Genomic DNA, 23,824 nt, shown 5'->3' with positions numbered 1-23,824 from the left:
CCCTGTTTCCAGGTACTGGTTCTACCAGGATAAAGAGACTCTGGTACCAGCTTGGGCATCGAGCGAGGCTTTCCCATGTGACCGAAACCCGAACCGGAACCATCACACCCACCCCAGTCCGCCCCGCCGCCGCCCCACCCGTGCTCGGCAGCCTCGGACTGTTCACCGTGCTGCTCGGCGCGGCACTTCCTCTCATCGACTTCTTCATCGTGAACGTCGCCCTGCCGACGATCGGCCGGGATCTGTCCGCGAGCGAGGCCGTCCTCGAACTCGTCGTCGCCGGGTACGGAGTCTCGTACGCCGTCCTCCTGGTCCTCGGCGGTCGCCTCGGCGACCTGTTCGGCCGGCGCCGGCTCTTCCTCGGCGGCATGGCGGCCTTCGGCATCACCTCGCTCGCCTGCGGCCTGGCGCCCAGCGCCTGGACCCTCGTCGCGGCGCGCGTCGCACAGGGCGCGGCGGCCGCGGCGATGCTGCCCCAGGTGCTCGCCACCATCCAGTCGACGACCACCGGTCCGCGGCGCGCCAAGGCGATGGGCCTGTACGGCGCCACGGCCGGGCTCTCCATGGTGGCGGGCCAGATCCTCGGCGGTGTCCTGGTGGCCGCCGACATCGCCGGCACGGGCTGGCGCTCGGTGTTCCTCGTGAACGTCCCCGTCGTCCTCGTCGGCCTGGTGCTGGCCGCCCGCGCCGTGCCCGAGACGCGCTCGCAGCGCCCGGAGCCGATCGACGGCGCGGGCACGGTGCTGCTCGCGGTGGCGCTGCTGACGCTGCTGGCCCCGCTCACCGAGGGCAGGGCGGCGGGCTGGCCGCTGTGGACGTGGCTGTCCCTGGTGGCGTTCCCGTTCGCGGCGGCGGCGTTCTGGTTCGTGGAGCGCCGGGAGGACCGCAGCGGCCGTACGCCGCTGGTGCCCCCGAGCCTGTTCGCCACGCTGTCGCTGCGCCGGGGTCTGGTCCTGATCGTGCCGTTCTCGATCGGCTTCAGCGGCTTCATGTTCGTGATCGCGGTGGCGCTCCAGCGGGGTGCGGGCCTCGGCCCGGTCCCGGCCGGCCTGGCGCTCGCCCCGATGGCCGTCGTCTTCTTCGTCGTCTCGCTGTGCGGTCCGCGGCTGGTCGCCCGCTATGGCACCCGTGTGGTGACCGCCGGGGGCCTGATCCAGGCGGTCGGCGTGGCGCTGCTGGTCCTCGCCGCGTGGCGGTCGTGGCCGGACCTGGGCGTGGTGGAGCTGCTGCCGGGTGCGGCGGTGGCCGGCGCCGGGCAGGCCCTCCAACTCCCCGTCATCTTCCGGATCATCCTCTCCGAGGTCCCGCCGGCGCGGGCCGGCGTCGGCAGCGGCGTCATGATCACCACGCAGCAGTCGGCGCTGGCCCTCGGTGTGGCGACCCTGGGCACCCTCTTCCTGTCCCTGGTGCCGGGCATGGGCATGCGGGACGCCCTCATGACGACCCTCCTCGTCCAGCTGGCGGGCGTGGCCCTGACGACAGCGCTGAGCCTGCGGCTGCCGCGGACGGTCAACTAGCCGCGCCGCAGCGGTCACTAGGGTTACGGCCATGGCAGTGACACGTGAAGACGCCCCTTCCCGGGAAGCCGGGGAGGGGGACGCCGAGCCGGACGGGGCCTCGCGCCCGCCGACGCTCCTCGCCCTCCCCTCCTACCTGGCGGGACACGTCGCCCGGATCGGCCATCGCGCCCTGGTCGAGGCACTCAAGGAGCACGACCTGCGCCTGCCCCACTTCGCGGTCCTCGCGGGCCTCGGGGACTTCGGACCGCTCGCCCAGCACGAACTGGCCGACCGGCTCGACCTCAACCGCAGCCACCTCGTCGGCTACCTCGACGAGGTCGAGCGGCAGGATCTCGTACGGCGGGTACGGGACCCCGCGGACCGGCGGCGCCAGCGGGTCGCTCTCACCGCCGGGGGCGAGGTGCGCCTCGCCGAACTGAAGAAGGTGGCCGACCGCTCCCAGGCCGACTGTCTGGGCGCGCTGTCGGGGGCGGAGCGGGAGACGCTGACGGCGTTGCTGCGCCGGGTGGTGACGGTGGACGACGCGGGCCGCCGAGTGTGAGATTTCGCCCCGTACGGCGAGAGATCCCCGCAGACCTGCCCAACACCCCCGCCAACTCCCCACCCAGGACCCCCCGTTGATCTTGCCCATGCTGCACACTCCTTGCTGCGCAAGTGGCGCGGTACCACCTGGAGGCCGGAGGCGTCATGCTGCAGATCAACACGAGCAAGGTGAGCCGCTGGGACCAGCACGGCCGGGAGCACGTCGTCCACGTGCAACGCTCGGGCGTGCAGCGGACGATCAGATGCGACACCTGCGGCTGGCGCAAGGGCGCGCAGTTCCTGCCGTGGCTGAAGGCGGAGGAGCATCTCGCGGAGGCACACCAGGCGACGGTGGACCCGACGGAGGGGTAGCCCGCCGGGATCCTCCCGTCCACCGCGAAAGCCCCCGGTCCCAAAGGGGACCGGGGGCTTCCAGGTGCGGGGAGAGGCGTCAGCAGCCGATCAGGCGGCTGGCGAGGTAGCCCTCGATCTGGTCGAGGGACACGCGCTCCTGCTTCATCGAGTCGCGCTCGCGCACCGTGACGGCGTTGTCGTCGAGGGTGTCGAAGTCGACCGTGACACAGAACGGCGTGCCGATCTCGTCCTGGCGCCGGTAGCGGCGGCCGATGGCGCCGGCGTCGTCGAACTCGATGTTCCAGTGCTGGCGCAGCGCGGTGGCGAGCCCCTTGGCCTTCGGGGAGAGCTCCGGGTTGCGGGAGAGCGGGAGCACCGCGACCTTGACCGGCGACAGGCGCGGGTCGAGGCGCAGGACCGTGCGCTTCTCCATCTTGCCCTTGGCGTTGGGGGCCTCGTCCTCGACATAGGCGTCGAGGAGGAAGGCCAGCATCGCGCGGCCGACACCGGCGGCGGGCTCGATGACGTACGGAGTCCAGCGCTCGCCGGCCTCCTGGTCGAAGTAGGAGAGGTCCTGGCCGGAGGCCTTGGAGTGCGCGTTGAGGTCGTAGTCGGTGCGGTTGGCGACACCCTCCAGCTCGCCCCACTCGTTGCCGCCGAACTGGAAGCGGTACTCGATGTCGGCGGTGCGCTTGGAGTAGTGGGAGAGCTTCTCCGCCGGGTGCTCGTACCAGCGCATGTTCTCCTCACGGAGACCCAGGCCGCGGTACCAGTTCCAGCGCTGCTCCATCCAGTACTCCTGCCACTTCTCGTCCTCGCCCGGCTTGACGAAGAACTCCATCTCCATCTGCTCGAACTCGCGGGTGCGGAAGATGAAGTTGCCGGGCGTGATCTCGTTGCGGAAGGACTTGCCCATCTGCGCGATGCCGAACGGCGGCTTCTTGCGCGAGGCGACCTGCACCTGGGCGAAGTTGGTGAAGATGCCCTGCGCGGTCTCGGGGCGCAGGTAGGCGACGGAGCCGCTGTCCTGCGTGGGGCCGAGGTGCGTGGAGAGCAGGCCGGAGAACTGCTTGGGCTCGGTGAACTGGCCCTTGTTGCCGCAGTTGGGGCAGTTGACCTCGGCGAGGCTCTCGGGCACGCGACCGTGCTTGGCCTCGTACGCCTCCTCCAAGTGGTCGGCGCGGTAGCGCTTGTGGCAGGAGGTGCACTCGGTGAGCGGGTCGGAGAAGGTGGCGACGTGGCCGGAGGCGACCCAGACCTCGCTGGCCAGGATCACCGACGAGTCGAGACCGACGACGTCCTCACGCGAGGTGACCATGTAACGCCACCACTGGCGCTTGATGTTCTCCTTGAGTTCGACGCCGAGCGGGCCGTAGTCCCAGGCGGCCTTCTGTCCTCCGTAGATCTCACTACAGGGGAAAACGAAGCCACGGCGCTTGCTCAGGCTGACGATGGTGTCGATCTTGTCGGCGGCCACGGTGCTCTCTTCATTACGAACGGACGGCAGCGAATGCTTCAGGTTACCGGCGGGGCCCACCCTGGTATCAAATCGGTTCGCCTCTAGATCGTTGTTGACAATCGTTTCCACTTTAGTTGAAAATGACTGTCATGAACGTACGACGACGCCTCATATCCGGGTCCGCGGTCCTGGCGGCCACCGCCCTCGGCCTGGGAACCCTTTCCGCCTGCACCGACTCCTCCGCGGCCGACGGCAAGAGCGGCGGGAAGCTCGACGTGGTGGCGTCGTTCTACCCCATGCAGTACCTCGCCGAGCAGATCGGCGGGACGCACGTGAACGTCTCGAACCTGACCCAGCCCGGCCAGGAACCGCACGACCTGGAGATCAGCGCCAAGCAGACCGCGCAGCTCCAGGAGGCGGACGCCGTCCTCTACCTCAAGAACCTCCAGCCGGCCGTCGACGACGCCGTGGCGCAGTCCGAGGTCAAGGCCAAGATCGACGCCGCGTCGCTGACCTCGCTGGAGAAGCACGGCAACGAGGTCGGCGGGCACGCGGCCGCCCACGACGACTCCAAGGGCGAGGAATCCGGCAGCGCCGACCCGCACATCTGGCTCGACCCGGTGAAGTACGCCGAGGTCGCCAAGGGCGTCGGCAAGGCCTTCGAGAAGGAAGACCCGGACAACGCCGCGGACTACAAGAAGAACACCGACGCGCTGGTCGAGAAGCTCGACGCCCTCAACGCCCAGTACAAGACCGGGCTGGCGAACACCAAGACCAAGGTCTTCATCACCACGCACGCCGCCTTCGGCTACCTCGCCGAGCGCTACGGCCTCACCGAGGAAGCGATCAACGGTCTGGACCCGGAGTCGGAGCCCAGCGGGAACCGCGTGAAGGACCTTGAGAAGATGGCCAAGTCCGACGGCGTCTCCACGGTCTTCTACGAGACGCTCGTCAGCGACAAGACCGCCAAGACCATCGCGAGCGACGCGGGCCTCAAGACGGACGTCCTCGACCCGATCGAGGGCATCGTCAAGGGCACGTCCAGGGGCAGCGACTACGTCCAGGTAATGGAATCGAACCTGAAGGCGTTGCAGACAGCGTTGGGCACCAAGTGATCCCCAGGAGGACAGCGTGAGCGAGCCCGTCATATCCCTGCGCGGCGTGACCGCCGAGCTGGGCTCGCGCCCCGTCCTGCGCGGCATCGACCTGACCGTGCACCGCGGTGAGGTCGTCGCCCTGCTCGGCGCCAACGGCTCCGGCAAGTCGACCGCCGTACGCAGCATCATCGGCCAAGTCCCCGTCAGCGGCGGCGAGATCGAGATCTTCGGCACCCCCCGCCGCCGTTTCCGCGACTGGAAGCGTGTGGGGTACGTCCCGCAGCGCACGACCGCCGTGGGCGGCGTGCCCGCGACGGTGACCGAGATCGTCGCCTCCGGGCGGCTGTCTCGCGCCCGCTTCGGCATGCTGCGCAGGACCGACCATGAGGCGGTGCGCAGGGCCATCGAGCTGGTCGGCCTGGCGGACCGCGCCAAGGACTCCGTGAACGCGCTGTCGGGCGGCCAGCACCAGCGCGTGCTCATCGCCCGCGCCCTCGCCTCCGAGCCCGAACTGCTGATCATGGACGAGCCGATGGCGGGCGTCGACCTCGTCAGCCAGGAGGTCCTGGCGGCGACCCTGCGCGAGCAGGTCGCGCAGGACACCTCCGTCCTCCTCGTCCTGCACGAGCTCGGTCCCCTGGAGCCGCTGATCGACCGCGCGGTCGTCCTGCGCGACGGCTGCGTCCTCCACGACGGCCCGCCCCCGCGGGCGGTCGGCCAGCACGCGCTGCCCGGCCACGACCACGTACACCCGCACGCGGCTCACGACGCCGAACCGATCCGGACGGGACTGCTGAGCTGATGACCATCCTCGACTACGCCTTCATGCAGCGGGCCCTGCTCGCCGCCGTCCTCATCGGGATCACCGCACCTGCCGTCGGCATCTACCTCGTGCAGCGCCGCCAGGCCCTGATGGGCGACGGAATCGGCCACGTCGCGATGACCGGCGTCGGCCTCGGTTTCCTGTTGTCCTGGTCCCCGGTGTGGATGGCGACGCTCGTCTCCGTGGTCGGCGCGGTCCTCATGGAGCTGATCCGCTGGTACGGCAAGACGCGCGGCGACATCGCGCTCGCGATGCTCTTCTACGGGGGCATGGCGGGCGGTGTGATGCTGATCAACCTTGCGCCGGGCGGCAGCAACGCCAACCTCTTGTCGTACCTCTTCGGCTCGCTCACGACGGTCTCGCAGGAGGACGTGACGGCGATCTGCCTCCTTGCGGCCTTCGTCGTCCTCGTCACCGTCGGCCTGCGCCGGCAGCTGTTCGCGGTCAGCCAGGACGAGGAGTTCGCGCGGGTGACCGGACTCCCGGTGCGCGCCCTGAATCTGCTGACGGCCGTCACGGCGGCGGTCACCGTCACGGTCGCCATGCGGATCGTCGGCCTGCTGCTGGTCTCCGCCCTGATGGTGGTGCCGGTCGCGGCCGCGCAGCAGCTCAGCCGGAGCTTCGCCGTCACCTTCGCCGTCGCCGTGGCGATCGGGGTGGGTGTGACCATCGGCGGCACGGTGACCACGTACTACGTGGACGTGCCGCCCGGCGCGACGATCGTCCTGATGGCCATCGGCGTGTTCATGCTGCTCACCGCGCTGGCTGCGCCGTTGGCACGCCGCAGGGCACGGGCCGCCGCACTGGAGACCGGCGACCCGGCAGAGTGCGCGATTCCGGCCACCCGCGATCCGAGCGGGAAGGTCGGCGTCTGACCACGCACAGTCCGGCCTGGCACAATGGCCGGGCAAGGGCAGACGTGAGGAGGCAACGGTGACAACCGCTGGATCGCCCGTACGCGGCCGTTCCACCCGGCAGCGTGCCGCCGTGGCGGCAGCGCTCGACGAGGTGGACGAGTTCCGCAGTGCGCAGGAGCTCCACGACATGCTCAAGCACAAGGGCGACTCGGTCGGGCTGACGACCGTCTACCGCACGCTCCAGTCCCTCGCCGACGCCGGCGAGGTCGACGTCCTGCGCACCTCCGAGGGCGAGTCCGTCTACCGTCGCTGCTCCTCCGGCGAGCACCACCACCACCTCGTCTGCCGCGTCTGCGGCAAGGCCGTCGAGGTGGAGGGCCCGGCCGTGGAGAAGTGGGCCGAGGCGATCGCGGCGGAGCACGGGTATGTGAACGTGGCGCACACCGTGGAGATCTTCGGCACGTGCGCCGACTGCGCGGCGGCGAAGGGCTGACGCGGCGCCGAGCGGCTCCGGGGGCGTGCCTGAACCTCCCCGGGGTCGCCGAGGTTCAGACGCGGGTCAGGTTGCGGTCGAGGAGCGCCCGCAGCCGGTCCACGTCGGCCGGGTGCTGGACGCCCCGCTTGGGCAGCACGGTGAAGCCGACGGCGTTCCTGTCGGCGCTGAACAGGGCGAACACGTCCGCGGTCTCGCGGTAGCGGGGCTGTGCGACCCAGTTGACGGTGGTCGTGGTGTTGTCGGTGGTCACCGTCACCCCGGCGTCCGACACGACCACGCGGAAGGTGCCCTGCCGCTCGGCGAGGCGGAAGACCTGCCGCGCCTGGAGCCAGGGGGTCAGGGACAGCAGCACCACCGTGCAGACGATCCAGATCAGCGGGAACTTCGCCACTCGGTGCCCGGCCAGCGCGACCGCGGCCTGCGCGAGGACGAAGAGGGCCGCGACGCCCACGACCGCGAACCTTGTCCGGCCCGCCCGGCTGATCCGCCTGCGCGCCCGCAGCGCCGACGTGAAGTCCGCGACACTCGGCCGGTACGCCAGCTCGACCGATTCCTGCATGTCCGGCCGCACATCGTGTGCGGCTCCCCCACCCATGTCCATGAGCGGGGATCGTAATGCCCGCGATCGGACGTCGGCACCGAGGGGTAGAGGGATAACCCTCGACCTCGCGGCTTTCTGATGACATGCCCTGGTCAACCATGCGACCCTCCCCCCAGTTCTCACCCAGGCCCCGCACGATCCGGGCCTGAGCACGGCACCGCACTGCTCAGCTCGTCCCGGGCTGCACACCCCCGTCTGCCCGGGCTGTCACCGGTCGCCGACGCGCGGCCGAAGCAGTAGGAGTACGAGTGAGACGAACCCCCCGTAGAGCGGCCGCGGCCGGAGCCCTGGTGGCCGCCGCGTCCCTTCTCGCCGTCGGCATCCAGACGGTCCCGGCGACCGCCAAGCCCGCCGCCCCCCACCCCAGCCCCCTGCGCACCGGGGGCCTGGAGGCGAAGCTGACCCCCGCCCAGCACACGGCGCTGCTGAGGAACGCGTCGAAGAAGACCGCTGCGACCGCACGGTCGATCGGTCTGGGCGCCAAGGAGAAGCTGGTCGTCAAGGACGTCGTCAAGGACAACGACGGCACCGTCCACACCCGTTACGAGCGCACCTACGCCGGTCTGCCCGTGCTCGGCGGCGACGTGGTCGTGCACACCCCGCCGGCCTCCCTGGCCTCCGGCACGGTGAGCACCACGTTCAACAACAAGCACACCGTGAAGGTCGCCACGACCACCGCGGCCTTCACCAAGTCCGCCGCTCAGAGCAGGGCGCTCAAGACCGCCAAGGACCTCAAGGCGGCCAAGCCCACCGCGGACAGCGCCCGCAAGGTGATCTGGGCCGGCAGCGGCACCCCGAAGCTCGCCTGGGAGACCGTGGTCGGCGGCTTCCAGGACGACGGCACGCCCAGCAAGCTGCACGTCATCACCGACGCCACCACCGGCAAGGAACTCCACCGCTACCAGGGCGTCGAGACCGGCACCGGCAACACCCAGTACAGCGGCACGGTGTCGCTGAGCACGACCCTGTCCGGGTCGACGTACCAGCTGTACGACACCACGCGCGGCGGCCACAAGACGTACAGCCTCAACAACGCCACGTCGGGCACCGGCACCCTGATGACGGACTCCGACGACGTGTGGGGCACCGGTTCCGGGTCCAACACACAGACGGCGGGCGCGGACGCGGCCTACGGGGCCCAGGAGACCTGGGACTTCTACAAGAACACCTTCGGCCGCAGCGGCATCAAGAACGACGGGGTCGCCGCCTACAGCCGCGTCCACTACAGCACCGCGTACGTCAACGCCTTCTGGGACGACGACTGCTTCTGCATGACGTACGGCGACGGCTCGGGCAGCACGCACGCGCTCACCTCAATCGACGTCGCGGGCCACGAGATGAGCCACGGTGTCACGTCCAACACCGCGGGCCTGGACTACAGCGGGGAGTCCGGCGGCCTCAACGAGGCGACCTCCGACATCTTCGGCACGGGCGTGGAGTTCTACGCGGGCAACTCGACCGACGTGGGCGACTACCTCATCGGCGAGAAGATCGACATCAACGGCGACGGTTCGCCGCTGCGTTACATGGACCAGCCGAGCAAGGACGGCGGCTCCGCGGACAGTTGGTACTCGGGCGTCGGCAACCTGGACGTGCACTACTCCTCGGGCCCGGCGAACCACATGTTCTACCTGCTCTCCGAGGGCAGCGGCAGCAAGGTCATCAACGGCGTGACCTACAACAGCCCGACCTCCGACGGCGTGGCCGTCGCGGGCATCGGCCGGGCCGCCGCCCTGCAGATCTGGTACAAGGCGCTGACGACGTACATGACGTCCAGCACCAACTACGCCGGGGCCCGCACCGCCGCGCTGAACGCCGCGACGGCGCTGTACGGCTCCAGCTCCACCCAGTACGCGGGCGTGGCGAACGCCTTCGCCGGCATCAACGTGGGCAGCCACGTCACCCCGCCGACCAGCGGCGTGACGGTCACCAACCCGGGCAGCCAGTCGTCGACCGTCGGCACCGCGGTGAGCCTGCAGATCTCGGCCAGCTCCACCAACAGCGGCTCCCTGACGTACGCGGCGACCGGCCTGCCCACGGGCCTGTCGATCAACAGCTCCACGGGCGCCATCACCGGCACCCCGACGACGGCCGGCAGCTACAGCAGCACCGTCACGGTGACCGACAGCACCGGCGCGACCGGTACGGCGTCCTTCACCTGGACCGTCAGCTCCTCCGGAGGCGGCTCCTGCACCTCAACGCAGCTGCTGGGCAACCAGGGCTTCGAGTCCGGCAACACCACCTGGACGGCATCCAGCGGAGTGATCGACAACTCCAGCAGCGAGGCGGCCCACAGCGGCTCGTACAAGGCGTGGCTGGACGGCTACGGCTCCACGCACACCGACACGCTGTCCCAGTCGGTGACGATCCCGAGCGGCTGCACGGGCACCACGTTCACGTTCTACCTGCACATCGACTCGTCGGAGACGACCACCAGCACGCAGTACGACAAGCTGACGGTCACCGCCGGATCGACCACCCTGGCGACCTACTCCAACCTCAACAAGGCCACCGGGTACGTGCAGAAGTCCTTCAGCCTCTCGGCGTTCGCCGGCTCCACCGTCACCCTGAAGTTCACCGGCGTCGAGGACTCCTCGCTGCAGACGAGCTTCGTGGTGGACGACACGGCGGTCACGACGAGCTGACGAGGTAGTTCACGCACGGTGCCGGGTCAGGTTGCGGTCGAGGACCGACCGCAGCCTGGCCACGTCCGCGGGGGCGCCGCGCTTGGGCAGCAGGACGGGCACGGGCGAGGCCGGGTCGAGGAGGACGAAGGCGCGGGGCGTCTCCGCGCAGCGGTTCACCTCGGCCCAGCGGGTCATCGTGTCGGTGCCCCGGTCGGTCGTGACCGTCACACCCCACCAGTCCACGACCGTGCGGTGCTCGCCCCGCGCCGCCGCCCGCCGGTGGAAGTACCGGGCCTGCAGCCACGGCAGGACCACCAGACCGAGCAGGGCCGCGCCGGGCATGGCGAGGACCAACGGGCGGACGGTGCCCCCGAGGAACAGGGGCACCGCGCCGACGAGGACGCCGAGCCCGGCGGAGCCGAGCAGCAGCCGACGGGCGAGGCGACCGGCAGCCGAGGCGCTCGCGTGGACGCGGAACGCCTCACGGAACTCCCGGGCCGTGGCGACGTACGCGAGCTCGACGCTGTCCGCCTCCCCGTCGGCCATTGCCATGTGATCTCAGCCCTCCTCGGGCCGGCCCTTCATCGCCTGCTCCATCTCCAGGAGCTTCTCGTTCGGGACGGCGCCGCCGAAGCGGCGGTCGCGCTGGGCGAACTCGACGCAGGCGCGCCACAGATCACGGCGGTCGAAGTCGGGCCACAGCACGTCCTGGAAGACCATCTCGGCATAAGCGCTCTGCCAGAGAAGGTAGTTGGAGGTGCGCTGCTCACCGCTGGGCCGCAGGAAGAGGTCCACGTCCGGCATGTCCGGGTAGTAGAGGTACTTCGCGAACGTCTTCTCGTTGACCTTCGACGGGTCGAGCCGACCGGCCTTCACGTCCTCCGCGAGGGCGAGGGCCGCGTCCGCGATCTCGGCACGGCCGCCGTAGTTCATGCAGAAGTACAGCGTGAGCTTGCTGTTGTCCTTGGTCTGCTCCTGAGCGATCTGGAGCTCCTTGGCGACCGACTTCCACAGCTTGGGCATCCGGCCCACCCAGCGCACCCGGATACCGAGTTCGTCGAGCTGGTCGCGGGTCTTGCGGATGAAGTCCCGGTTGAAGTTCATCAGGAAGCGGACCTCGTCGGGCGAGCGCTTCCAGTTCTCGGTGGAGAACGCGTACAGCGAGATGGCGCCGACGCCCATCTCGATCGCGCCCTGCAGTACGTCGAGCACGCGCTCGGCGCCGACCTTGTGCCCCTCGGTGCGCGGCAGCCCGCGCTCCTTGGCCCAGCGCCCGTTGCCGTCCATGACGATCGCCACATGGTTGGGAATCAGCTCACCCGGGAGCTTCGGCGCGCGGGCGCCCGACGGGTGCGGCTCCGGCGTCCGGTACTCGCGGCGCTGGCGCCCCAGGAACCCGCGTACGACCATGTGCTTCTCGTCTCCCTCTTGCTTGCGTGTGGGTCTTGTTCTTGCGTGCGTGGCCTTGCACAAGTGCGTGGTGCCGGTTCTCTACTTCTCTACGTAACGCAGGGAGCGCAGGCCGCGCTCCAGATGCCAGTGCAGATACGCCGACACCAGCCCGCTGCCCTCCCTGACGTACCGCGGCTCGCACGCGTCCGCGGTCTCCCAGTCTCCCGTCAGCAGCGCGCCGAGGAGTTCGAGGGCCCCCGCCGAGGGTACGACGCTGCCGGGCACCCGGCAGTCGGCGCAGACGGAACCTCCCGCGGCGACCGAGAAGAACCGATTCGGTCCCGGCATACCGCACTTCGCGCAGGCGCTGAAGCTGGGTGCGTAGCCGTTCACGGCGAGGGAGCGCAGCAGGAAGGCGTCGAGGACGAGGTGCGGTTCGTGCTCACCGCGGGCGAGGGTGCGCAGCCCGCCGACCAGCAGCAGGTACTGCTGCACGGCCGGCTCCCCCTCGTGATCGGTGAACCGCTCGGCCGTCTCCAGCATCGCCGTCCCGGCCGTGTACCGCGCGTAGTCGGTCACGATCCCGCCACCGTACGGAGCGATCGTCTCGCTCTGCGTGCACAGCGGCAACCCCCGCCCGACCAGCTCACTCCCCCGCGCGAAGAACTGCACGTCCACATGCGAGAACGGTTCGAGCCGCGCCCCGAACTTCGACTTGGTCCGCCGCACACCACGCGCTACGGCACGTACGCGTCCGTGACCGCGGGTGAGCAGAGTGATGATCCGGTCCGCCTCACCCAGCTTCTGGGTGCGCAGCACGACGCCGTCGTCACGGAACAGGCTCATGGGGCCATTCTCGCGTACGGATTCAGCGAGCGTGGTCGGGGCGGCTGATCGCTTCCCAGGGAGCCTGGTTCCAGGGGCTGGCCCGGTTCGCCGGATCGAGGAGGGACTTCAGGTGCGCGTCGGACACGGCCTGCGGGGCGGGCGCGTCCGGGGTGCCCCGGAGATTGTCCCGCCACACCATCCGCCCCAGCAGATAGTGCTCGGCGTACTCCCTCCATGAGGTGTACGACCGCACCACCGCCGGCACGATGTTCTTCAGCGCGGTCCACGCCTCGGCCTCGCTGAGCATTCCCGACGCGAACCCCCTGCGCGAGATGTCCACGTACAGCCCCGCGTCCCAGGCCAACGGCTCCACACCGAGCCGCAGCCGTGCCCGCGCCCGGTAGCCGCTCCGCGCGAGGTCGTCGAGCCGGCCGACCAGCTCCGCGCGTGAGGTGATCTCCCACTGGTCGGCCAGCCACCGCCGGGCCTTGTCGTCATCGATGCGGGTGAAGGGGTACAGGGTCGTCCGCGCCGCGTCCCGGTCCCGGCTCACCGGCGCACTCAGCGACACCATCCACAGCTGGTGCATGGTGAGCGGAACGGGGTATTTGCGCGTGGCCTTCGGCCCACGACGGTTCCATATCGCCATGCGGCCGCACCCTACGTCACCCGGTTCGCCCGGGGTCCGCCCCGGTCAAGGCACCTCACCACGGCTGCGTGCGTTGGCGTACGCCGTAGCCGCGCTGAGCCGTTCCGCCAGGGTCGCCCTGCGCGCGTCCTCCGGTGCGCAGTCCCACTCCCGCCCGCCGCCGAACGGTCTCAGCTGTACGTACGGCCCCTCGTGCCCCATGACGACTCCCACCCTTCCCGTACGGGTGTCCACCACATACGAACTGATCGGCGGCTTCACCGCAACGCCGCCGCGAGCTTCGCCGCCACGTCGACGGAACACCCGCCCAATTCCACTCGCGGACAGGGCGCCTCTCTCGCAAGACTCGCCGGGTCGATCCGCAGCGACGGCAACTTAATTCCGGCCTTCGCGAGTGCCGCCCGCAATTCCTTCACGATTTCCTCCGCCTCCTCGGCACAGAGCGCCGAGTGTCGTCCCCCGAGTGGTGCGCGTTCTGCCGTCACCGTGCTCCCCTTCCTTTTTGAGTTTCACTCTTCGCATCTCCACCATGACCCTCGGCGCCTACACTCGGCAGGAGTCTGTCCTCTACAAGTGCGAGGCAGTGCAGGGGGGTTGGCTTATGGCCAATGGTTCGAACGGTTCCCGGCAGGCGGCCTGGGAGTTCTTCGGGGCGGAGCTGAAACGGCGGCGAGAGGATGCGGGACTCACGCAGGTCGAGTTGGGTTCTCGCGTTTTTGTGTCGGGCGGCTACATTGGGCAATTCGAACAGGCTATTCGGAAGCCGCAGTTGGATGTAGCGCAGAGGATCGATGACGTCCTGCAAACCGACGGTATTTTCGAGCGGCTTTGGCGAAAGCTCATCAAGGATCAACCGTATACGGAGTACTTCGCGCACGCGGTGGAGTTGGAGCGGCTGGCAACGGAGATCTGCGAGTATGCACCTGCGGTGGTGCCGGGGTTGCTCCAGACACGCGAGTACGCACAAGCGGTGTTCCTGGCAAGCAATCCGTTCGCCACCGACGAGTACATCGAGGAACTACTCAAGGGGCGCATGGACCGGAAGCGTCTCCTCAACGACGCTACAGGGCCCGTGTATTGGGTGGTCCTGCATGAGGCCGCCCTACGCATCCCTGTCGGCGGCCCGGCGATCATGGCGCACCAACTGGACCGTACTGCGGAGCTGATGCGAGAGCGCAAGGTGCTGCTACAGGTGTTGCCGTTCGCGGCGGGGGCGCACCGAGAGATGGGCAAGATGATGAAGCTCATGGAGTTCGAGGACGCTCCGCCAACTGTCTATACAGAGGCCGTTCTTTCGGGGAATCTGCTGGACGAACCGGCAGTGGTGAAGCGGGCCCAGGCGTCTTACGATCTCATCAGGGCCGCCGCGTTGTCGCCGGAGGCGTCCCTGGCCCTTATCAAGTCGGCGGCGGAGGACCACAGACGATGCGCGAGTTCGACCTGAGCAACGCCCGCTGGCGCAAGAGCAGCTACAGCGGCGGCAGCGGCGGGGAGGACTGCGTCGAGGTCGCGTACGACTTCATCGGCGCCGCCCAGTGGCGCAAGAGCAGCTACAGCGACGACAACGGCGGCGAGTGCGTCGAAGTAGCCGACGGCCTCCCCGGTGTCGTCCCCGTCCGCGACAGCAAGGTGGTGGACGGGCCCCTGCTGATGATCGGGGCCCCCGCCTGGGCGGAGTTCATCGGCGCCGTAGCCGTAAGGGGCTAGCTGCCCCTCTGTACGCCTTCAAGTGGCCGTGGGGTCCGCCCGCTTCTTGGCCAGTGTCGTGCTTCCGCGTCCCGAGTAAAGGGCGCTCCCTGCGGTCGCGTCGGCTACGCCGATTCCGCTGCGCTCCACCCTTGACTCGGGCCGCTCCAGCACGGGGGAGAAGCGAGCGAGCGGCCCAGGGGTGGGGGTGGCCCAAGTAGGCCAGTCCTCGGGCGTGGTGAGAAGCGAGCCGGGGCTTGGGGGCGCAATCGCGCTTCACCAGCACGCCGGGCCGGCTCAGCGGCACGCGGTGGGTGGGCGGTGCGCGGCCGACCGCCCGGGCACGCCGGGCACGGGATAGCGGCCGACGGCCGGTGGGTGGCGCGCGGGGAGAGGTGGGCAGGCCGGGATGGCTCGGCGGCTGACCGCCGGTGGGCGAGGTGCGCGGCCGACCGCCCGGGCACGCCGGGGACGGGATAGCGGCCGACCGCCGGCGGCCGGTGGGTGGTACGCGGGGAGGGGCGGGCAGGCCGGGATGGTTCGGCGGCGTGCGGCGCGTGGGTGGCTCGGCGAACTGGGCGGAGCCGGGCGCGGGGCGGTAATTGGCGGGTTTGTTCCTCGCCTTGGCTTGCAGACTCGTTTCCTGCGCGTGTTCCGGTGTCCCAAACCTGCCAATCACCCACCGAGCGCGACGGATGGTGCTGCTGTGACAGCGAGGCGTCGAGTGGCAGGGACGGGTGGCAAGGGTGGGCGGCAGGGGCGGGTGGCTGGGGCGGGTGGCAGGAGCGGGTGGCTGGGGTGAGTGGCAGATGCGGGTCACGGGCGACGGCCCTCCCCTGGCCCGGCCTCCCCTGGCCCGGCCTCTCCTGGCCCGCTCGCCCTCGCGCGCTAGGGATGCCGAGAGCACGGTGCCTCCCGAGTCACATGAACCCCTCCGATGCCATGCAGCCACACCACAATGGGCAACTGGAACATTTCGGCGCCCAGCTCCAGCACACACCCGGGGGCATCTGCCCCGCGGCCGCCGAAATGTTCCAGAAGCCCAGCAGGGCATACGCCTCAGGCGTCGGCACGTGGATCCCCGTGTCCGTCAGCCCCTGCCGCCACACAGCCCACAGCCGTGCCGTCATCAGCCACGAGCCCTGCCGTCCGTCGCCAAGCCGGCCCGGCCTGCCCGGACGGTCCACCGCGCACCACCCACTCACCGAAAGTCGCTGAGCCGACCCGGCGTGCAGGTGGGCGGCAACCGCGAACCACCCATCCACCATCAGCCGCTGAGCCGGCCCGGCCTGCCCGGACGGTCCACCGCGCGCCACCCACCGGCCGTCGGCCGCCAAGCCCCGCCCGGCCTGCCCGGACGGTCCACCGCGCGCCACCCACCGGCCGTCGGCCGCTATCCCGTGCCCGGCGTGCCCGGGCGGTCGGCCGCGCACCGCCCACCCACCGCGTGCCGCTGAGCCGGCCCGGCGTGCCCCGACGCGCGATCGCGCCCCCCATCCCCGGTCCACTGCCCAGCCCACCCGAGGGCTGGGCAACCCGGGACCCCTCACCCCTGGGCCGCTCGCTCGCTTCTCCCCCGTGCTGGAGCGGCCCGAGTCAAGGGTGGAGCGCAGCGGAATCGCCGCAGGCGACGCGACCGCAGGGAGCGCCCTTTACTCGGGACGCGGAAGCACGACACTGGCCAAGAAGCGGGCGGACCCCACAGCCACCTCCCGACCGGGCGCCCACACCGCCCCACCCCCCAACAGCAGTCCACCACCCCCACCCTCGTGCGCCTCACCCACTCTCGCCGTCCGCCACTGGACCGGCCCGGTGTGCCCCTTTTGCGCGACCGCACTCCACCCCCGCTCACTGCCCACCCCACCCGAGCTCTGGCCCACCTGGCACCCCCACACCCTCAGCCCGCCCCGCTCGCCCCTCACCCGTGCTGGAGTGGCCCGAGTCAAGGGTGGAGTGCAGCGGGGCGTACGGCAGGGCCACCAAGCTCCCCCGCGTGCCCCCCGTCACCTCGTGACCGACACCAACCCCGCCTCGTAGGCGATGATCACCAGCTGCACCCGGTCCCGCGCGTCCAGCTTGGCCAGCAGGCGGGTCAGGTATGTCTTGGCCGTGGCGACGGTGATGAAGAGCTGTTCGGCTATCTCCGTGTTGGAGAGGCCGCTGCCGACCAACGTCAGTACCTCACGCTCGCGTTCCGTGATGGCGTCCAACGGGCGTCGTGCGCGGGCCTGTTCAGGGCGACTTGCCGCGAAGTCCTGGATGAGGCGGCGGGTGACGCTCGGGGCGATCAGGGCGTCACCGGCGGCGACCACGCGGATCGCGGCGAGGATGTCGTCGAGGGCCATGTCCTTGACGAGGAAACCGGCGGCGCCCGCGCGCAGCGCGCCGTACACGTAATCGTCGTCGTCGAAGGTGGTGAGGACGACGATGTGGGTGTCACGACCCCTGTCGCTCGTCGTGATGCGGCGCGTCGCCTCGATGCCGTCGACGCCGGGCATGCGGATGTCCATCACGACGACGTCGGGGCGGAGTTGCTCGGCGAGGCGGACGGCTTCCTCGCCGTTCGCGGCCTCGCCGACCACCTCGACGTCGGCGATGTCGGCGATGACCATGCGCAGGGCGGTGCGGATGAGCTGCTGGTCGTCGGCCAGGACGACGCGGATCGTCATCGCGCCCCCACCCCCGCCCCCGCCTCGGCCATCGCCGGGACCGGCAGGCGGGCCGCCACGCGGAAGCCGCCCTCGGGGCGGGGCGTGGCGGTGAACTCGCCGTGCAGCAGGGCGACTCGCTCGCGCATGCCGGCCAGCCCGAACCCGGTGTCGGTGGTCGATCCGGTGCCGCGGCCGTTGTCGGCGACCTCGATGGAGAGGGCGTCGTCGTCGCCGTAGCCGATGGAGACCTCGCAGGAGTCGGTGGCGGCATGCCGTACGACGTTGGTGACGGACTCCTGGATGATGCGGAACGCGGACAGGTCGATGTCCGGCGGGAGTTGGCGCCGCTCGCCCTTCCAGCGGACGTCGACGCGGACGCCGGCGGCGGTCGTCGCGGCGGCGAGGCGGTCGACGTCGGCGAGGCCGGCCGCCTCCGGGGCGTGGCCGTGGTCGGCCTGGCGGAGGGCGACGAGCATGCGGCGGAGGCCTGAGAGGGTTTCGCGGCCGGCGTTCTCGACGGCGGTCATGGCCTCGCGGGCGGCGTCGGGCTGGGTGGTGACGACGCGGGCCGCCGCGCCCGCCTGCAGGGCGATGATGCCGATGCTGTGGGCGACCATGTCGTGCATCTCGCGGGCGATACGGAGCCGTTCGGTGGTGACGGCCTGTGCGGCGGCCTGCGCGCTGAGCCTGTCGGCGTATTCGCGGGTGCGGTGGGCCGCGTTGCCGAGGAGCCAGGCGATGACGGTGATGAGGGCGACGGCCAGTTCGGCCGACATGCTGGCGTCCCAACCGCGCAGGAGCCGTACGGACACCCAGCACACCAGTGTGGCGAGCGCGAGGGAGAGGGCGATGGCGCCGGTGCGGCGGCGCTGTTGGGCCGCGATGAAGTACAGGGCGACGTCGACCGCGACGAACTGGGTGAGCGGGATCCCGCCGACGCCCAGGGTGGTCGTCACGAAGCCTGCGGCGGTGAGTTGCAGGGCGAGGGCCCGCAGGGGGCGGCGGGTCAGGATGCGGCCGCCGTTCAGCGCCATGGCGGTGGACAGGGCGAGGAACGTCAGGCCGTCCCAGCGGTAGAGCTGGGCCGCGGGCCACTGGCCGGGCCCGTACTCGCCGGGCAGCCGGAAGGTCGTCAGGAGCGTGAACAACGTGCTCGCGCACCAGGTCGCGGCCACCCATACGCCCGGCGGCACGCGCTTGAGCAGGGGAAGTGGCGGAGATGGCGTGACATGCATGGCGCGATCGTAGACGCGGGTGCGCGGGCGGTCATCGGCCCGCGGATGTACAACCGGGGTCGACATGCGGCGCCCGCGAATGTCGGCGGCGGGGCGATGCCCTGCCGGGGGTGGGGGCGGGACGGTGTCGTACGTGATCGAAGTCAATGAACTGACGAAACGGTACGGCCCCGCCCTGGCCGTGAACCGCCTCTCCTTCACCGTGCGACCCGGCCGGGTCACCGGCTTCCTCGGGCCCAACGGCGCGGGCAAGACCACGACGTTGCGGATCCTGCTGGGTCTGATCGGGGCGAGCGGCGGCACGGCGACCATCGACGGGCAGCCGTTCCGCGACCATCCGCGCGGGCTGCGGCATGTGGGCGCGCTGCTCGACGCGGGCGATGTGCACGGCGGCCGTAGTGCGCGGGCCCATCTCGCGGCCTTGGCCCGCAGCAACCGCATCCCGCGCGGCCGGGTGGACGAGGTGCTGGAGGAGGTGGGGCTCGCGGGCGCGGCGTCCCGTCCTCGCATCCACGGGTTCTCGCTGGGGATGAGGCAACGCCTGGGCATCGCGACGGCGTTGCTCGGCGACCCGCCGGTGCTGCTGTTCGACGAACCGCTCAACGGGCTTGATCCGGAAGGCGTGTTGTGGGTACGCGGGCTCTTCCGGCGGCTGGCCTCCGAGGGTCGGACGGTCTTCGTCTCCAGCCACCTCATGTCCGAGATGGAGCACACGGCGGACGACCTGATCGTCATCGGCCGGGGCGAGTTGATCGCCGCGGAGAGCCTGGCGGAGTTCGCGGCGCGCGGCACGCGGACGGCGGTGACGGTGCGCACGCCGGACGCTGCCGCTCTGGCGTCCGTGCTGTCCGCCGAGGGCGCGGCCGTGGCGCCGTACGACGACCGGACGCTGAAGGTGACGGGTCTGAGCGCGGCCCGCATCGGTGAACTCGCCTTCCATCAGCACGTGTTGCTCGAAGAACTGACCCCCGAGGCGGCTTCGCTCGAAGCGGCCTTCATGGAACTGACCGCCGACAGCGTCGAATACCTGGCCGGAGAGTCCCGATGACGACAGCCGCCGCCGTCCCTCCGCGGACCGCCGCTCCCCGCACTCGCCCCCGCTTCACCGACCTCCTCGCCGCCGAGTGGATCAAACTCCGCTCGCTGCGCTCGACGTACTGGGCGCTCGGGGCCAGCGCCTTCGCGATCGTCGCCTTCAACGCGAACGCGGCCCGCACGGACGGCTATCCCGTGCACACGGCGGCCGACCGGGCGGGACACGCGCAGATCGCCCTGCGCGAGGCCTTCAACCCGGGCGCCGCCATGATCATGGTTCTCGCGGTCGCGAGCGTCGGTGCCATCACGGTCGTCGGCGAGTACGGGACGGGCCTGATCCGCACGACGTTCGCCGCGGTTCCGGCGCGCCGCTCGGTGATGACGGCGAAGATCGCGGTGGTGACAGCCGTGATGACGGTGTACGGCGCCGTGGTCGCCGCGGCCTCCTTCGCGGCGACCCAGGCGATCCTGTCCGGCCGGGGGGCCGACGTCCCGCTCTCGCACCCCGGCGCCCTGCGCGTCGTCGTGGCCTCCGCACTCCTCGCCCCGGTCGGCGCCCTGGTCGGCATGGGCCTGGGCGCCCTGATCCGGCACAGCGCGACGACGATGGTCCTGATCAGCGGCGTCCTGCTGCTTCTGCCGTCCTTCATCACCGACCGCTACCGCTGGACGGCGGCCATCCGCAACGCGCTGCCCTTCAACGCATGGTCGCGCCTGGTGGACATGGCCTACGGACACAACACCCACATGCTGTTCCCGCGCCACTATCCGCACACCCTCACCGGGAGTTGGATCGTGTACGGGGCGTGGGCCCTGGTCTCGGCGGTCGTCGCCGTGGTCGTCGTGGACCGGCGGGATCTGTGAGCATGCCCATGGAGTCCCGCTACCAGCGCCGGACATAGCGGCGCTGCCACGGCGTCTCCACCGCATGCCGGTCGTAGTGGCGGCGTACGAAGTCCACCGCCTCGTCCGCCGGTACGCCGTCCAGTACCGCCAGGCAGGCCAGGGCCGTCCCGGTGCGGCCGCGGCCGCCGCCGCAGGCGATCTCGACACGCTCGGTGGTGGCCAGGTTCCAGGCGCCGGTGAGCAGTTCGCGGGCCCGGGTGCGGTCGGCCGGGAGGCGGAAGTCCGGCCAGCGCAACCAGTCGGCCCGCCAGGGGACTTGGGGCGGTTCCTTGCCGAGGAGGTGGACGGCGTACGTGGGGGTCGGGCCGTCGGCCGGGAGGGGGCGGCGCAGGGCTCGGCCGCGGATCAGACGACCGGAGGGCAGCCGGAGAACGCCGGGGTCGCCCGCGTTCCACGGCTCGCTCTTGGCCTCCATGCCCTCAGCCTATGAGGTGCCGCTCAGCCGACGCCCCGCGATTCCTGGGCCGCCCGTGCCTCGATGCCGCGGAAGTGGTCCGCCATGGCCTTCTGGGCGCCCTCGACATCACGGGCGCGCAGGGCGGTGACGATGTCGCGGTGGCGGCGGACCGTCACCTCCGGGGCGGGGTCGTCGGTCCAGCCGCGGACGCCGGCGACGCGGCGGAAGACGGTCCAGAACGCCCCGAGGAGCTGGGGGACGAGGGCGTTGCCGAGGGACGCGTAGAGCAACTCGTGGAATTCGCGGTCGAGTTCGGGGAAGGGGCGGCCTTCGCGGCCCGCCGCGTCCATGGCGTCCACGACGGACTCCAGCCGGTCCAGCTCCGCCTCGGAGAGGGTGTCGGCGACCCGGCGGATCAGGCCCTCCTCCATGACCTCGCGGACCTGCAGTATTTCGGCCAACGCGCTGGTGTCGTCGTCCAGTTGGGCGAGGGTGCGGAAGGTGAGTCCGTCGACGAGCGGGTTCATGGAGGCGTGGCCGACATAGGTGCCGTAGCCGTGTCTGATCTCGACTATGTCGAGTGCCTGGAGGGCCTTGAGGGCTTCCCGGACGGAGTTGCGGCTCACGCCGAGGTCGGACATCAGCTCGGTCTCGGTGGGCAGCGGCGCGCCCGCCTGGAGCTTGCGGTCGAGGATCAGCTGCATGACCTCGTGCTGGATCTGACTGCTCACCCGCCGTTCGGACCTCCGGCGGTTTCCGGTCTCCTCGGACATGCGCCGCATCGTACGCTCGCTGGACATCGGACGTCCCACCTCCGGGCCAATCAGGTACCGGCTACCCGTAATTCACGCCGTCATTGGTCGCACCTGTGGAAGATACGCCATTCGTGTGCGATCCCTTGACCGGCCTCGCGCCGCCTTCCTATGGTCACGCTGCCGCCTATGACGTAGGACGTCGTATCTCCCTCTCCCATCGGCCGTCGGCAACCGGCCGTCGGCCACCGGATCGATCATCACCGGACCACTTCCCCGCTGGACCACTCCTTGCTGGAGGAACCGTGCGCGACGTGACCCCCGACGGACCGGCGCTGCACCGCCGGTCGCTCCTCAAGTACACCGGCGCGCTGGGTGCCGCCGCAGCCCTCACCTCGTCGCTCTCCGCGTGCTCGTCCGGACCGGAGTCCACCAACGACTCCAGTGGTGGCAAGGGCGGGAAGAACGGCACACTGACCGCCGTCATCGGCTATGGCAACGACGGCAGCTGGGACCCGACGCAGACCGCGTCGGCGTTCTGCATGGCCGCCAACAACCACATCTACGAGGGGCTCCTCGACACCGACCCGATCTCCCGCGAGCCGTACGCGGCGCTCGCCACCCAGGTGCCCGCCGACACCTCCGGCACCTCCTGGAAGTTCACGCTGCGCGCGGGCGCCACGTTCCACGACGGCAAGCCCGTCACCGCCGACGACGTGGTCTTCGTCTTCGACCGGATCCTGGACCCGAAGACGGCGACCCTAGCCAAGGGGTTCTTCGCGCCCTGGCTCAAGGAGGTCAGGAAGATAGACGCGCAGAACGTCGAGCTCGTGCTCAAGTTCCCTTTCCCCGAGGGGGTTTCGCGGCTCACGCTCGCCAAGATCATGCCGAAGCACGTCTTCTCGAAGCCGGGCGCCTGGGACGACGCGATCAGGGGCAAGGCGGTGGGCTCGGGCCCGTACCGGCAGACCGCCCATCACCCGAAGTCGAACACGACCTTCGAGGCCTTCGCCGACTACAACGGCCCGCGCAAACCGGCCTTCAAGAAGATGAACTGGCTGACCATCGTGGACGCGGCACCCCGCGTCGCCAGGATCTCCGGCGTGAGCGCGGGCGCGCAGATCGCCGACAACATCCCGTACGCCAACATCGAGCAGCTCAAGAAGAGCGGGCTGACGGTCGCGGGCGGCGCCGGGATGAACAACCTGTTCCTGATGTTCAACACCAAGCACAAGCCGTTCGACGACGTACGGGTGCGGCAGGCGCTGCACTACGCCATCGACACCGGCAAGATGGTCGAGGTCGCCCTCAAGGGCCATGGCAAGCCGTCGAGTTCGTTCCTCAACGAGGCCAACCCCGCCTACCGGCCCGCGAAGACGGTCTACGACTACGACCCGGAGAAGGCGAAACAGCTCCTCAAGGAGGCCGGGGTCAAGGGCCTGAAGATCGAGATCCTGTCGGTGAACGTCAGCTGGATCGTGGACTGCCTGCCCACCATCAAGGCGTCCTGGGACGCGATCGGCGTCCGGACGACGCTCTCGCCGCAGGAGACGACCGCCGTCTTCACGAAGATGGACCAGAAGCAGGACTACCAGGTGGTGGCCGCCGCCTCGAACCCCAACCAGTTCGGCCTCGACGCCGACCTGATCATGCACTACAACTACGGCCCCCAGAACATCTGGATGCAGTACTCCCGTTGGGCCGACAACTCCGTGGCCAAGAAGCTCTTCAAGGACATGGACCAGGCCACGCAGGAGCCGGAGGCCGACAGGAAGAAGTCGATGATCCAGGACTACATCGACATCGTCGCCGAACAGGCCGTGCTCTACCCGGTCGTGCACAACGAGCTGATGACGGCCTGGGACCCGAAGAAGCTCACCGGCATCCGCGCCCAGCCCTACCCCGGCATCAACCTGCTCCAGGCCAAGTGGGTTTAG

General features: G+C 70.2%; 25 protein-coding genes. 13 read left to right on the top strand and 12 right to left on the bottom strand.

Annotated features, from left to right (window positions below):
* Nucleotides 1–77 precede the first annotated feature (77 nt).
* From AB5J56_RS30205 to AB5J56_RS30195, 3 genes are all read left to right on the top strand, one after another.
* Complete coding sequence (locus tag AB5J56_RS30205) at nt 78–1,517, top strand: MFS transporter (protein ID WP_369236991.1); 1,440 nt, start codon at nt 78–80, stop codon at nt 1,515–1,517.
* A 31-nt stretch (nt 1,518–1,548) separates the two neighbouring features.
* A complete protein-coding gene (locus AB5J56_RS30200) occupies nt 1,549–2,061 on the top strand; it encodes a MarR family winged helix-turn-helix transcriptional regulator (RefSeq protein WP_369236989.1) in 513 nt (170 codons plus the stop codon).
* A gap of 146 nt (nt 2,062–2,207) precedes the next feature.
* Entirely contained in the window at nt 2,208–2,414 is a 207-nt protein-coding gene (locus tag AB5J56_RS30195; RefSeq protein ID WP_369236987.1) for a hypothetical protein, read from the top strand.
* Nucleotides 2,415–2,493: 79 nt separating this feature from the next.
* Here the strand turns inward: AB5J56_RS30195 and AB5J56_RS30190 are convergent, their stop codons facing one another.
* Complete coding sequence (locus AB5J56_RS30190; RefSeq protein WP_369236985.1) at nt 2,494–3,873, bottom strand: glycine--tRNA ligase; 1,380 nt, start codon at nt 3,871–3,873, stop codon at nt 2,494–2,496.
* A gap of 131 nt (nt 3,874–4,004) precedes the next feature.
* On the opposite strand from AB5J56_RS30190, the gene AB5J56_RS30185 reads away from it, so the two are divergent.
* The 4 genes from AB5J56_RS30185 to AB5J56_RS30170 are packed head-to-tail and all read left to right on the top strand — an operon-like array spanning nt 4,005 to nt 7,125.
* Nucleotides 4,005–4,970: a metal ABC transporter substrate-binding protein gene (locus AB5J56_RS30185; RefSeq protein WP_369236983.1), complete on the top strand. Its 966-nt coding sequence runs from the start codon at nt 4,005–4,007 to the stop codon at nt 4,968–4,970.
* 16 nt (nt 4,971–4,986) lie between these two features.
* Nucleotides 4,987–5,754, top strand: coding sequence for a metal ABC transporter ATP-binding protein (locus tag AB5J56_RS30180; protein WP_369236981.1), 768 nt, complete (start codon nt 4,987–4,989; stop codon nt 5,752–5,754).
* Nucleotides 5,754–6,650: a metal ABC transporter permease gene (locus AB5J56_RS30175; RefSeq protein ID WP_369236979.1), complete on the top strand. Its 897-nt coding sequence runs from the start codon at nt 5,754–5,756 to the stop codon at nt 6,648–6,650. The genes AB5J56_RS30180 and AB5J56_RS30175 overlap by 1 nt, the downstream gene beginning before the upstream one ends.
* 58 nt (nt 6,651–6,708) lie before the next feature.
* Nucleotides 6,709–7,125 carry a transcriptional repressor gene (locus AB5J56_RS30170; RefSeq protein WP_356139495.1) on the top strand — a complete coding sequence of 139 codons (417 nt, stop codon included), beginning with the start codon at nt 6,709–6,711 and terminating at the stop codon, nt 7,123–7,125.
* Nucleotides 7,126–7,180: 55 nt separating this feature from the next.
* Here the strand turns inward: AB5J56_RS30170 and AB5J56_RS30165 are convergent, their stop codons facing one another.
* Nucleotides 7,181–7,729, bottom strand: a complete 549-nt coding sequence (locus AB5J56_RS30165) for a YcxB family protein (protein ID WP_369236977.1) — start codon at nt 7,727–7,729, stop codon at nt 7,181–7,183.
* 248 nt (nt 7,730–7,977) lie between these two features.
* On the opposite strand from AB5J56_RS30165, the gene AB5J56_RS30160 reads away from it, so the two are divergent.
* Nucleotides 7,978–10,374 carry a M4 family metallopeptidase gene (locus AB5J56_RS30160; RefSeq protein ID WP_369236975.1) on the top strand — a complete coding sequence of 799 codons (2,397 nt, stop codon included), beginning with the start codon at nt 7,978–7,980 and terminating at the stop codon, nt 10,372–10,374.
* 9 nt (nt 10,375–10,383) lie between these two features.
* Here the strand turns inward: AB5J56_RS30160 and AB5J56_RS30155 are convergent, their stop codons facing one another.
* From AB5J56_RS30155 to AB5J56_RS30130, 6 genes are all read right to left on the bottom strand, one after another.
* The gene (locus tag AB5J56_RS30155; protein ID WP_369236973.1) at nt 10,384–10,908 is read right to left on the bottom strand and encodes a YcxB family protein; all 525 of its coding nucleotides are present in this window, start codon (nt 10,906–10,908) and stop codon (nt 10,384–10,386) included.
* A gap of 6 nt (nt 10,909–10,914) precedes the next feature.
* A complete protein-coding gene (locus tag AB5J56_RS30150; RefSeq protein ID WP_369236971.1) occupies nt 10,915–11,766 on the bottom strand; it encodes an isoprenyl transferase in 852 nt (283 codons plus the stop codon).
* An 81-nt stretch (nt 11,767–11,847) separates the two neighbouring features.
* Nucleotides 11,848–12,594 carry a DNA repair protein RecO gene (recO, locus tag AB5J56_RS30145; RefSeq protein ID WP_369236969.1) on the bottom strand — a complete coding sequence of 249 codons (747 nt, stop codon included), beginning with the start codon at nt 12,592–12,594 and terminating at the stop codon, nt 11,848–11,850.
* A 22-nt stretch (nt 12,595–12,616) separates the two neighbouring features.
* Nucleotides 12,617–13,225 (bottom strand): DUF1266 domain-containing protein, encoded by a 609-nt coding sequence (locus AB5J56_RS30140; protein WP_369236967.1) that lies wholly within the window; start codon nt 13,223–13,225, stop codon nt 12,617–12,619.
* Between the two features lie 45 nt (nt 13,226–13,270).
* Complete coding sequence (locus tag AB5J56_RS30135; RefSeq protein ID WP_369236965.1) at nt 13,271–13,486, bottom strand: hypothetical protein; 216 nt, start codon at nt 13,484–13,486, stop codon at nt 13,271–13,273.
* Nucleotides 13,483–13,710, bottom strand: coding sequence for a hypothetical protein (locus AB5J56_RS30130; protein WP_369236963.1), 228 nt, complete (start codon nt 13,708–13,710; stop codon nt 13,483–13,485). The genes AB5J56_RS30135 and AB5J56_RS30130 overlap by 4 nt, the downstream gene beginning before the upstream one ends.
* A gap of 116 nt (nt 13,711–13,826) precedes the next feature.
* Here AB5J56_RS30130 and AB5J56_RS30125 point away from each other — a divergent pair, with 116 nt between their 5' ends.
* Both AB5J56_RS30125 and AB5J56_RS30120 read left to right on the top strand, forming a co-directional pair.
* Complete coding sequence (locus AB5J56_RS30125; RefSeq protein ID WP_369242892.1) at nt 13,827–14,669, top strand: helix-turn-helix domain-containing protein; 843 nt, start codon at nt 13,827–13,829, stop codon at nt 14,667–14,669.
* Nucleotides 14,651–14,932: a DUF397 domain-containing protein gene (locus AB5J56_RS30120; RefSeq protein WP_369236961.1), complete on the top strand. Its 282-nt coding sequence runs from the start codon at nt 14,651–14,653 to the stop codon at nt 14,930–14,932. Before AB5J56_RS30125 ends, AB5J56_RS30120 begins: the two co-directional genes overlap by 19 nt.
* A gap of 1,982 nt (nt 14,933–16,914) precedes the next feature.
* On the opposite strand, the gene AB5J56_RS30115 is transcribed toward AB5J56_RS30120, so the two are convergent.
* Both AB5J56_RS30115 and AB5J56_RS30110 read right to left on the bottom strand, forming a co-directional pair.
* Complete coding sequence (locus tag AB5J56_RS30115) at nt 16,915–17,580, bottom strand: response regulator (RefSeq protein WP_369236959.1); 666 nt, start codon at nt 17,578–17,580, stop codon at nt 16,915–16,917.
* A complete protein-coding gene (locus tag AB5J56_RS30110) occupies nt 17,577–18,797 on the bottom strand; it encodes a sensor histidine kinase (RefSeq protein ID WP_369236957.1) in 1,221 nt (406 codons plus the stop codon). The genes AB5J56_RS30115 and AB5J56_RS30110 overlap by 4 nt, the downstream gene beginning before the upstream one ends.
* A 133-nt stretch (nt 18,798–18,930) precedes the next feature.
* On the opposite strand from AB5J56_RS30110, the gene AB5J56_RS30105 reads away from it, so the two are divergent.
* Together AB5J56_RS30105 and AB5J56_RS30100 are read left to right on the top strand one after the other, a co-directional pair.
* The gene (locus AB5J56_RS30105) at nt 18,931–19,845 is read left to right on the top strand and encodes an ATP-binding cassette domain-containing protein (RefSeq protein ID WP_369236955.1); all 915 of its coding nucleotides are present in this window, start codon (nt 18,931–18,933) and stop codon (nt 19,843–19,845) included.
* Entirely contained in the window at nt 19,842–20,696 is an 855-nt protein-coding gene (locus tag AB5J56_RS30100) for an ABC transporter permease (protein ID WP_369236953.1), read from the top strand. The genes AB5J56_RS30105 and AB5J56_RS30100 overlap by 4 nt, the downstream gene beginning before the upstream one ends.
* A 19-nt stretch (nt 20,697–20,715) precedes the next feature.
* Here AB5J56_RS30100 and AB5J56_RS30095 read toward each other — a convergent pair whose 3' ends face one another.
* Together AB5J56_RS30095 and AB5J56_RS30090 are read right to left on the bottom strand one after the other, a co-directional pair.
* Nucleotides 20,716–21,153: a protein phosphatase gene (locus tag AB5J56_RS30095; protein WP_369236951.1), complete on the bottom strand. Its 438-nt coding sequence runs from the start codon at nt 21,151–21,153 to the stop codon at nt 20,716–20,718.
* Nucleotides 21,154–21,176: 23 nt separating this feature from the next.
* Entirely contained in the window at nt 21,177–21,917 is a 741-nt protein-coding gene (locus AB5J56_RS30090) for a FadR/GntR family transcriptional regulator (RefSeq protein WP_369242890.1), read from the bottom strand.
* A 275-nt stretch (nt 21,918–22,192) separates the two neighbouring features.
* On the opposite strand from AB5J56_RS30090, the gene AB5J56_RS30085 reads away from it, so the two are divergent.
* Nucleotides 22,193–23,824: an ABC transporter substrate-binding protein gene (locus AB5J56_RS30085; protein WP_369236949.1), complete on the top strand. Its 1,632-nt coding sequence runs from the start codon at nt 22,193–22,195 to the stop codon at nt 23,822–23,824.

This window comes from Streptomyces sp. R21, from assembly GCF_041051975.1.
Classification (GTDB): domain Bacteria; phylum Actinomycetota; class Actinomycetes; order Streptomycetales; family Streptomycetaceae; genus Streptomyces.
This window is presented reverse-complemented; position numbering and strand designations above follow the sequence as displayed.

Excerpts from the sequence above, each read along its gene's own strand:
- AB5J56_RS30125 (WP_369242892.1), top strand. The coding sequence starts at position 13,827 with ATGGCCAATGGTTCGAACGGTTCCCGGCAGGCGGCCTGGGAGTTCTTC.
- AB5J56_RS30150 (WP_369236971.1), bottom strand. The coding sequence starts at position 11,766 with ATGGTCGTACGCGGGTTCCTGGGGCGCCAGCGCCGCGAGTACCGGACG.
- AB5J56_RS30155 (WP_369236973.1), bottom strand. The coding sequence starts at position 10,908 with ATGGCAATGGCCGACGGGGAGGCGGACAGCGTCGAGCTCGCGTACGTC.
- AB5J56_RS30185 (WP_369236983.1), top strand. The coding sequence starts at position 4,005 with ATGAACGTACGACGACGCCTCATATCCGGGTCCGCGGTCCTGGCGGCC.
- AB5J56_RS30100 (WP_369236953.1), top strand. The coding sequence starts at position 19,842 with ATGACGACAGCCGCCGCCGTCCCTCCGCGGACCGCCGCTCCCCGCACT.
- AB5J56_RS30195 (WP_369236987.1), top strand. The coding sequence starts at position 2,208 with ATGCTGCAGATCAACACGAGCAAGGTGAGCCGCTGGGACCAGCACGGC.
- AB5J56_RS30200 (WP_369236989.1), top strand. The coding sequence starts at position 1,549 with ATGGCAGTGACACGTGAAGACGCCCCTTCCCGGGAAGCCGGGGAGGGG.
- AB5J56_RS30110 (WP_369236957.1), bottom strand. The coding sequence starts at position 18,797 with ATGCATGTCACGCCATCTCCGCCACTTCCCCTGCTCAAGCGCGTGCCG.
- AB5J56_RS30165 (WP_369236977.1), bottom strand. The coding sequence starts at position 7,729 with ATGGACATGGGTGGGGGAGCCGCACACGATGTGCGGCCGGACATGCAG.
- recO (WP_369236969.1), bottom strand. The coding sequence starts at position 12,594 with ATGAGCCTGTTCCGTGACGACGGCGTCGTGCTGCGCACCCAGAAGCTG.
- AB5J56_RS30115 (WP_369236959.1), bottom strand. The coding sequence starts at position 17,580 with ATGACGATCCGCGTCGTCCTGGCCGACGACCAGCAGCTCATCCGCACC.
- AB5J56_RS30140 (WP_369236967.1), bottom strand. The coding sequence starts at position 13,225 with ATGGCGATATGGAACCGTCGTGGGCCGAAGGCCACGCGCAAATACCCC.
- AB5J56_RS30095 (WP_369236951.1), bottom strand. The coding sequence starts at position 21,153 with ATGGAGGCCAAGAGCGAGCCGTGGAACGCGGGCGACCCCGGCGTTCTC.
- AB5J56_RS30090 (WP_369242890.1), bottom strand. The coding sequence starts at position 21,917 with ATGCGGCGCATGTCCGAGGAGACCGGAAACCGCCGGAGGTCCGAACGG.
- AB5J56_RS30175 (WP_369236979.1), top strand. The coding sequence starts at position 5,754 with ATGACCATCCTCGACTACGCCTTCATGCAGCGGGCCCTGCTCGCCGCC.
- AB5J56_RS30120 (WP_369236961.1), top strand. The coding sequence starts at position 14,651 with ATGCGCGAGTTCGACCTGAGCAACGCCCGCTGGCGCAAGAGCAGCTAC.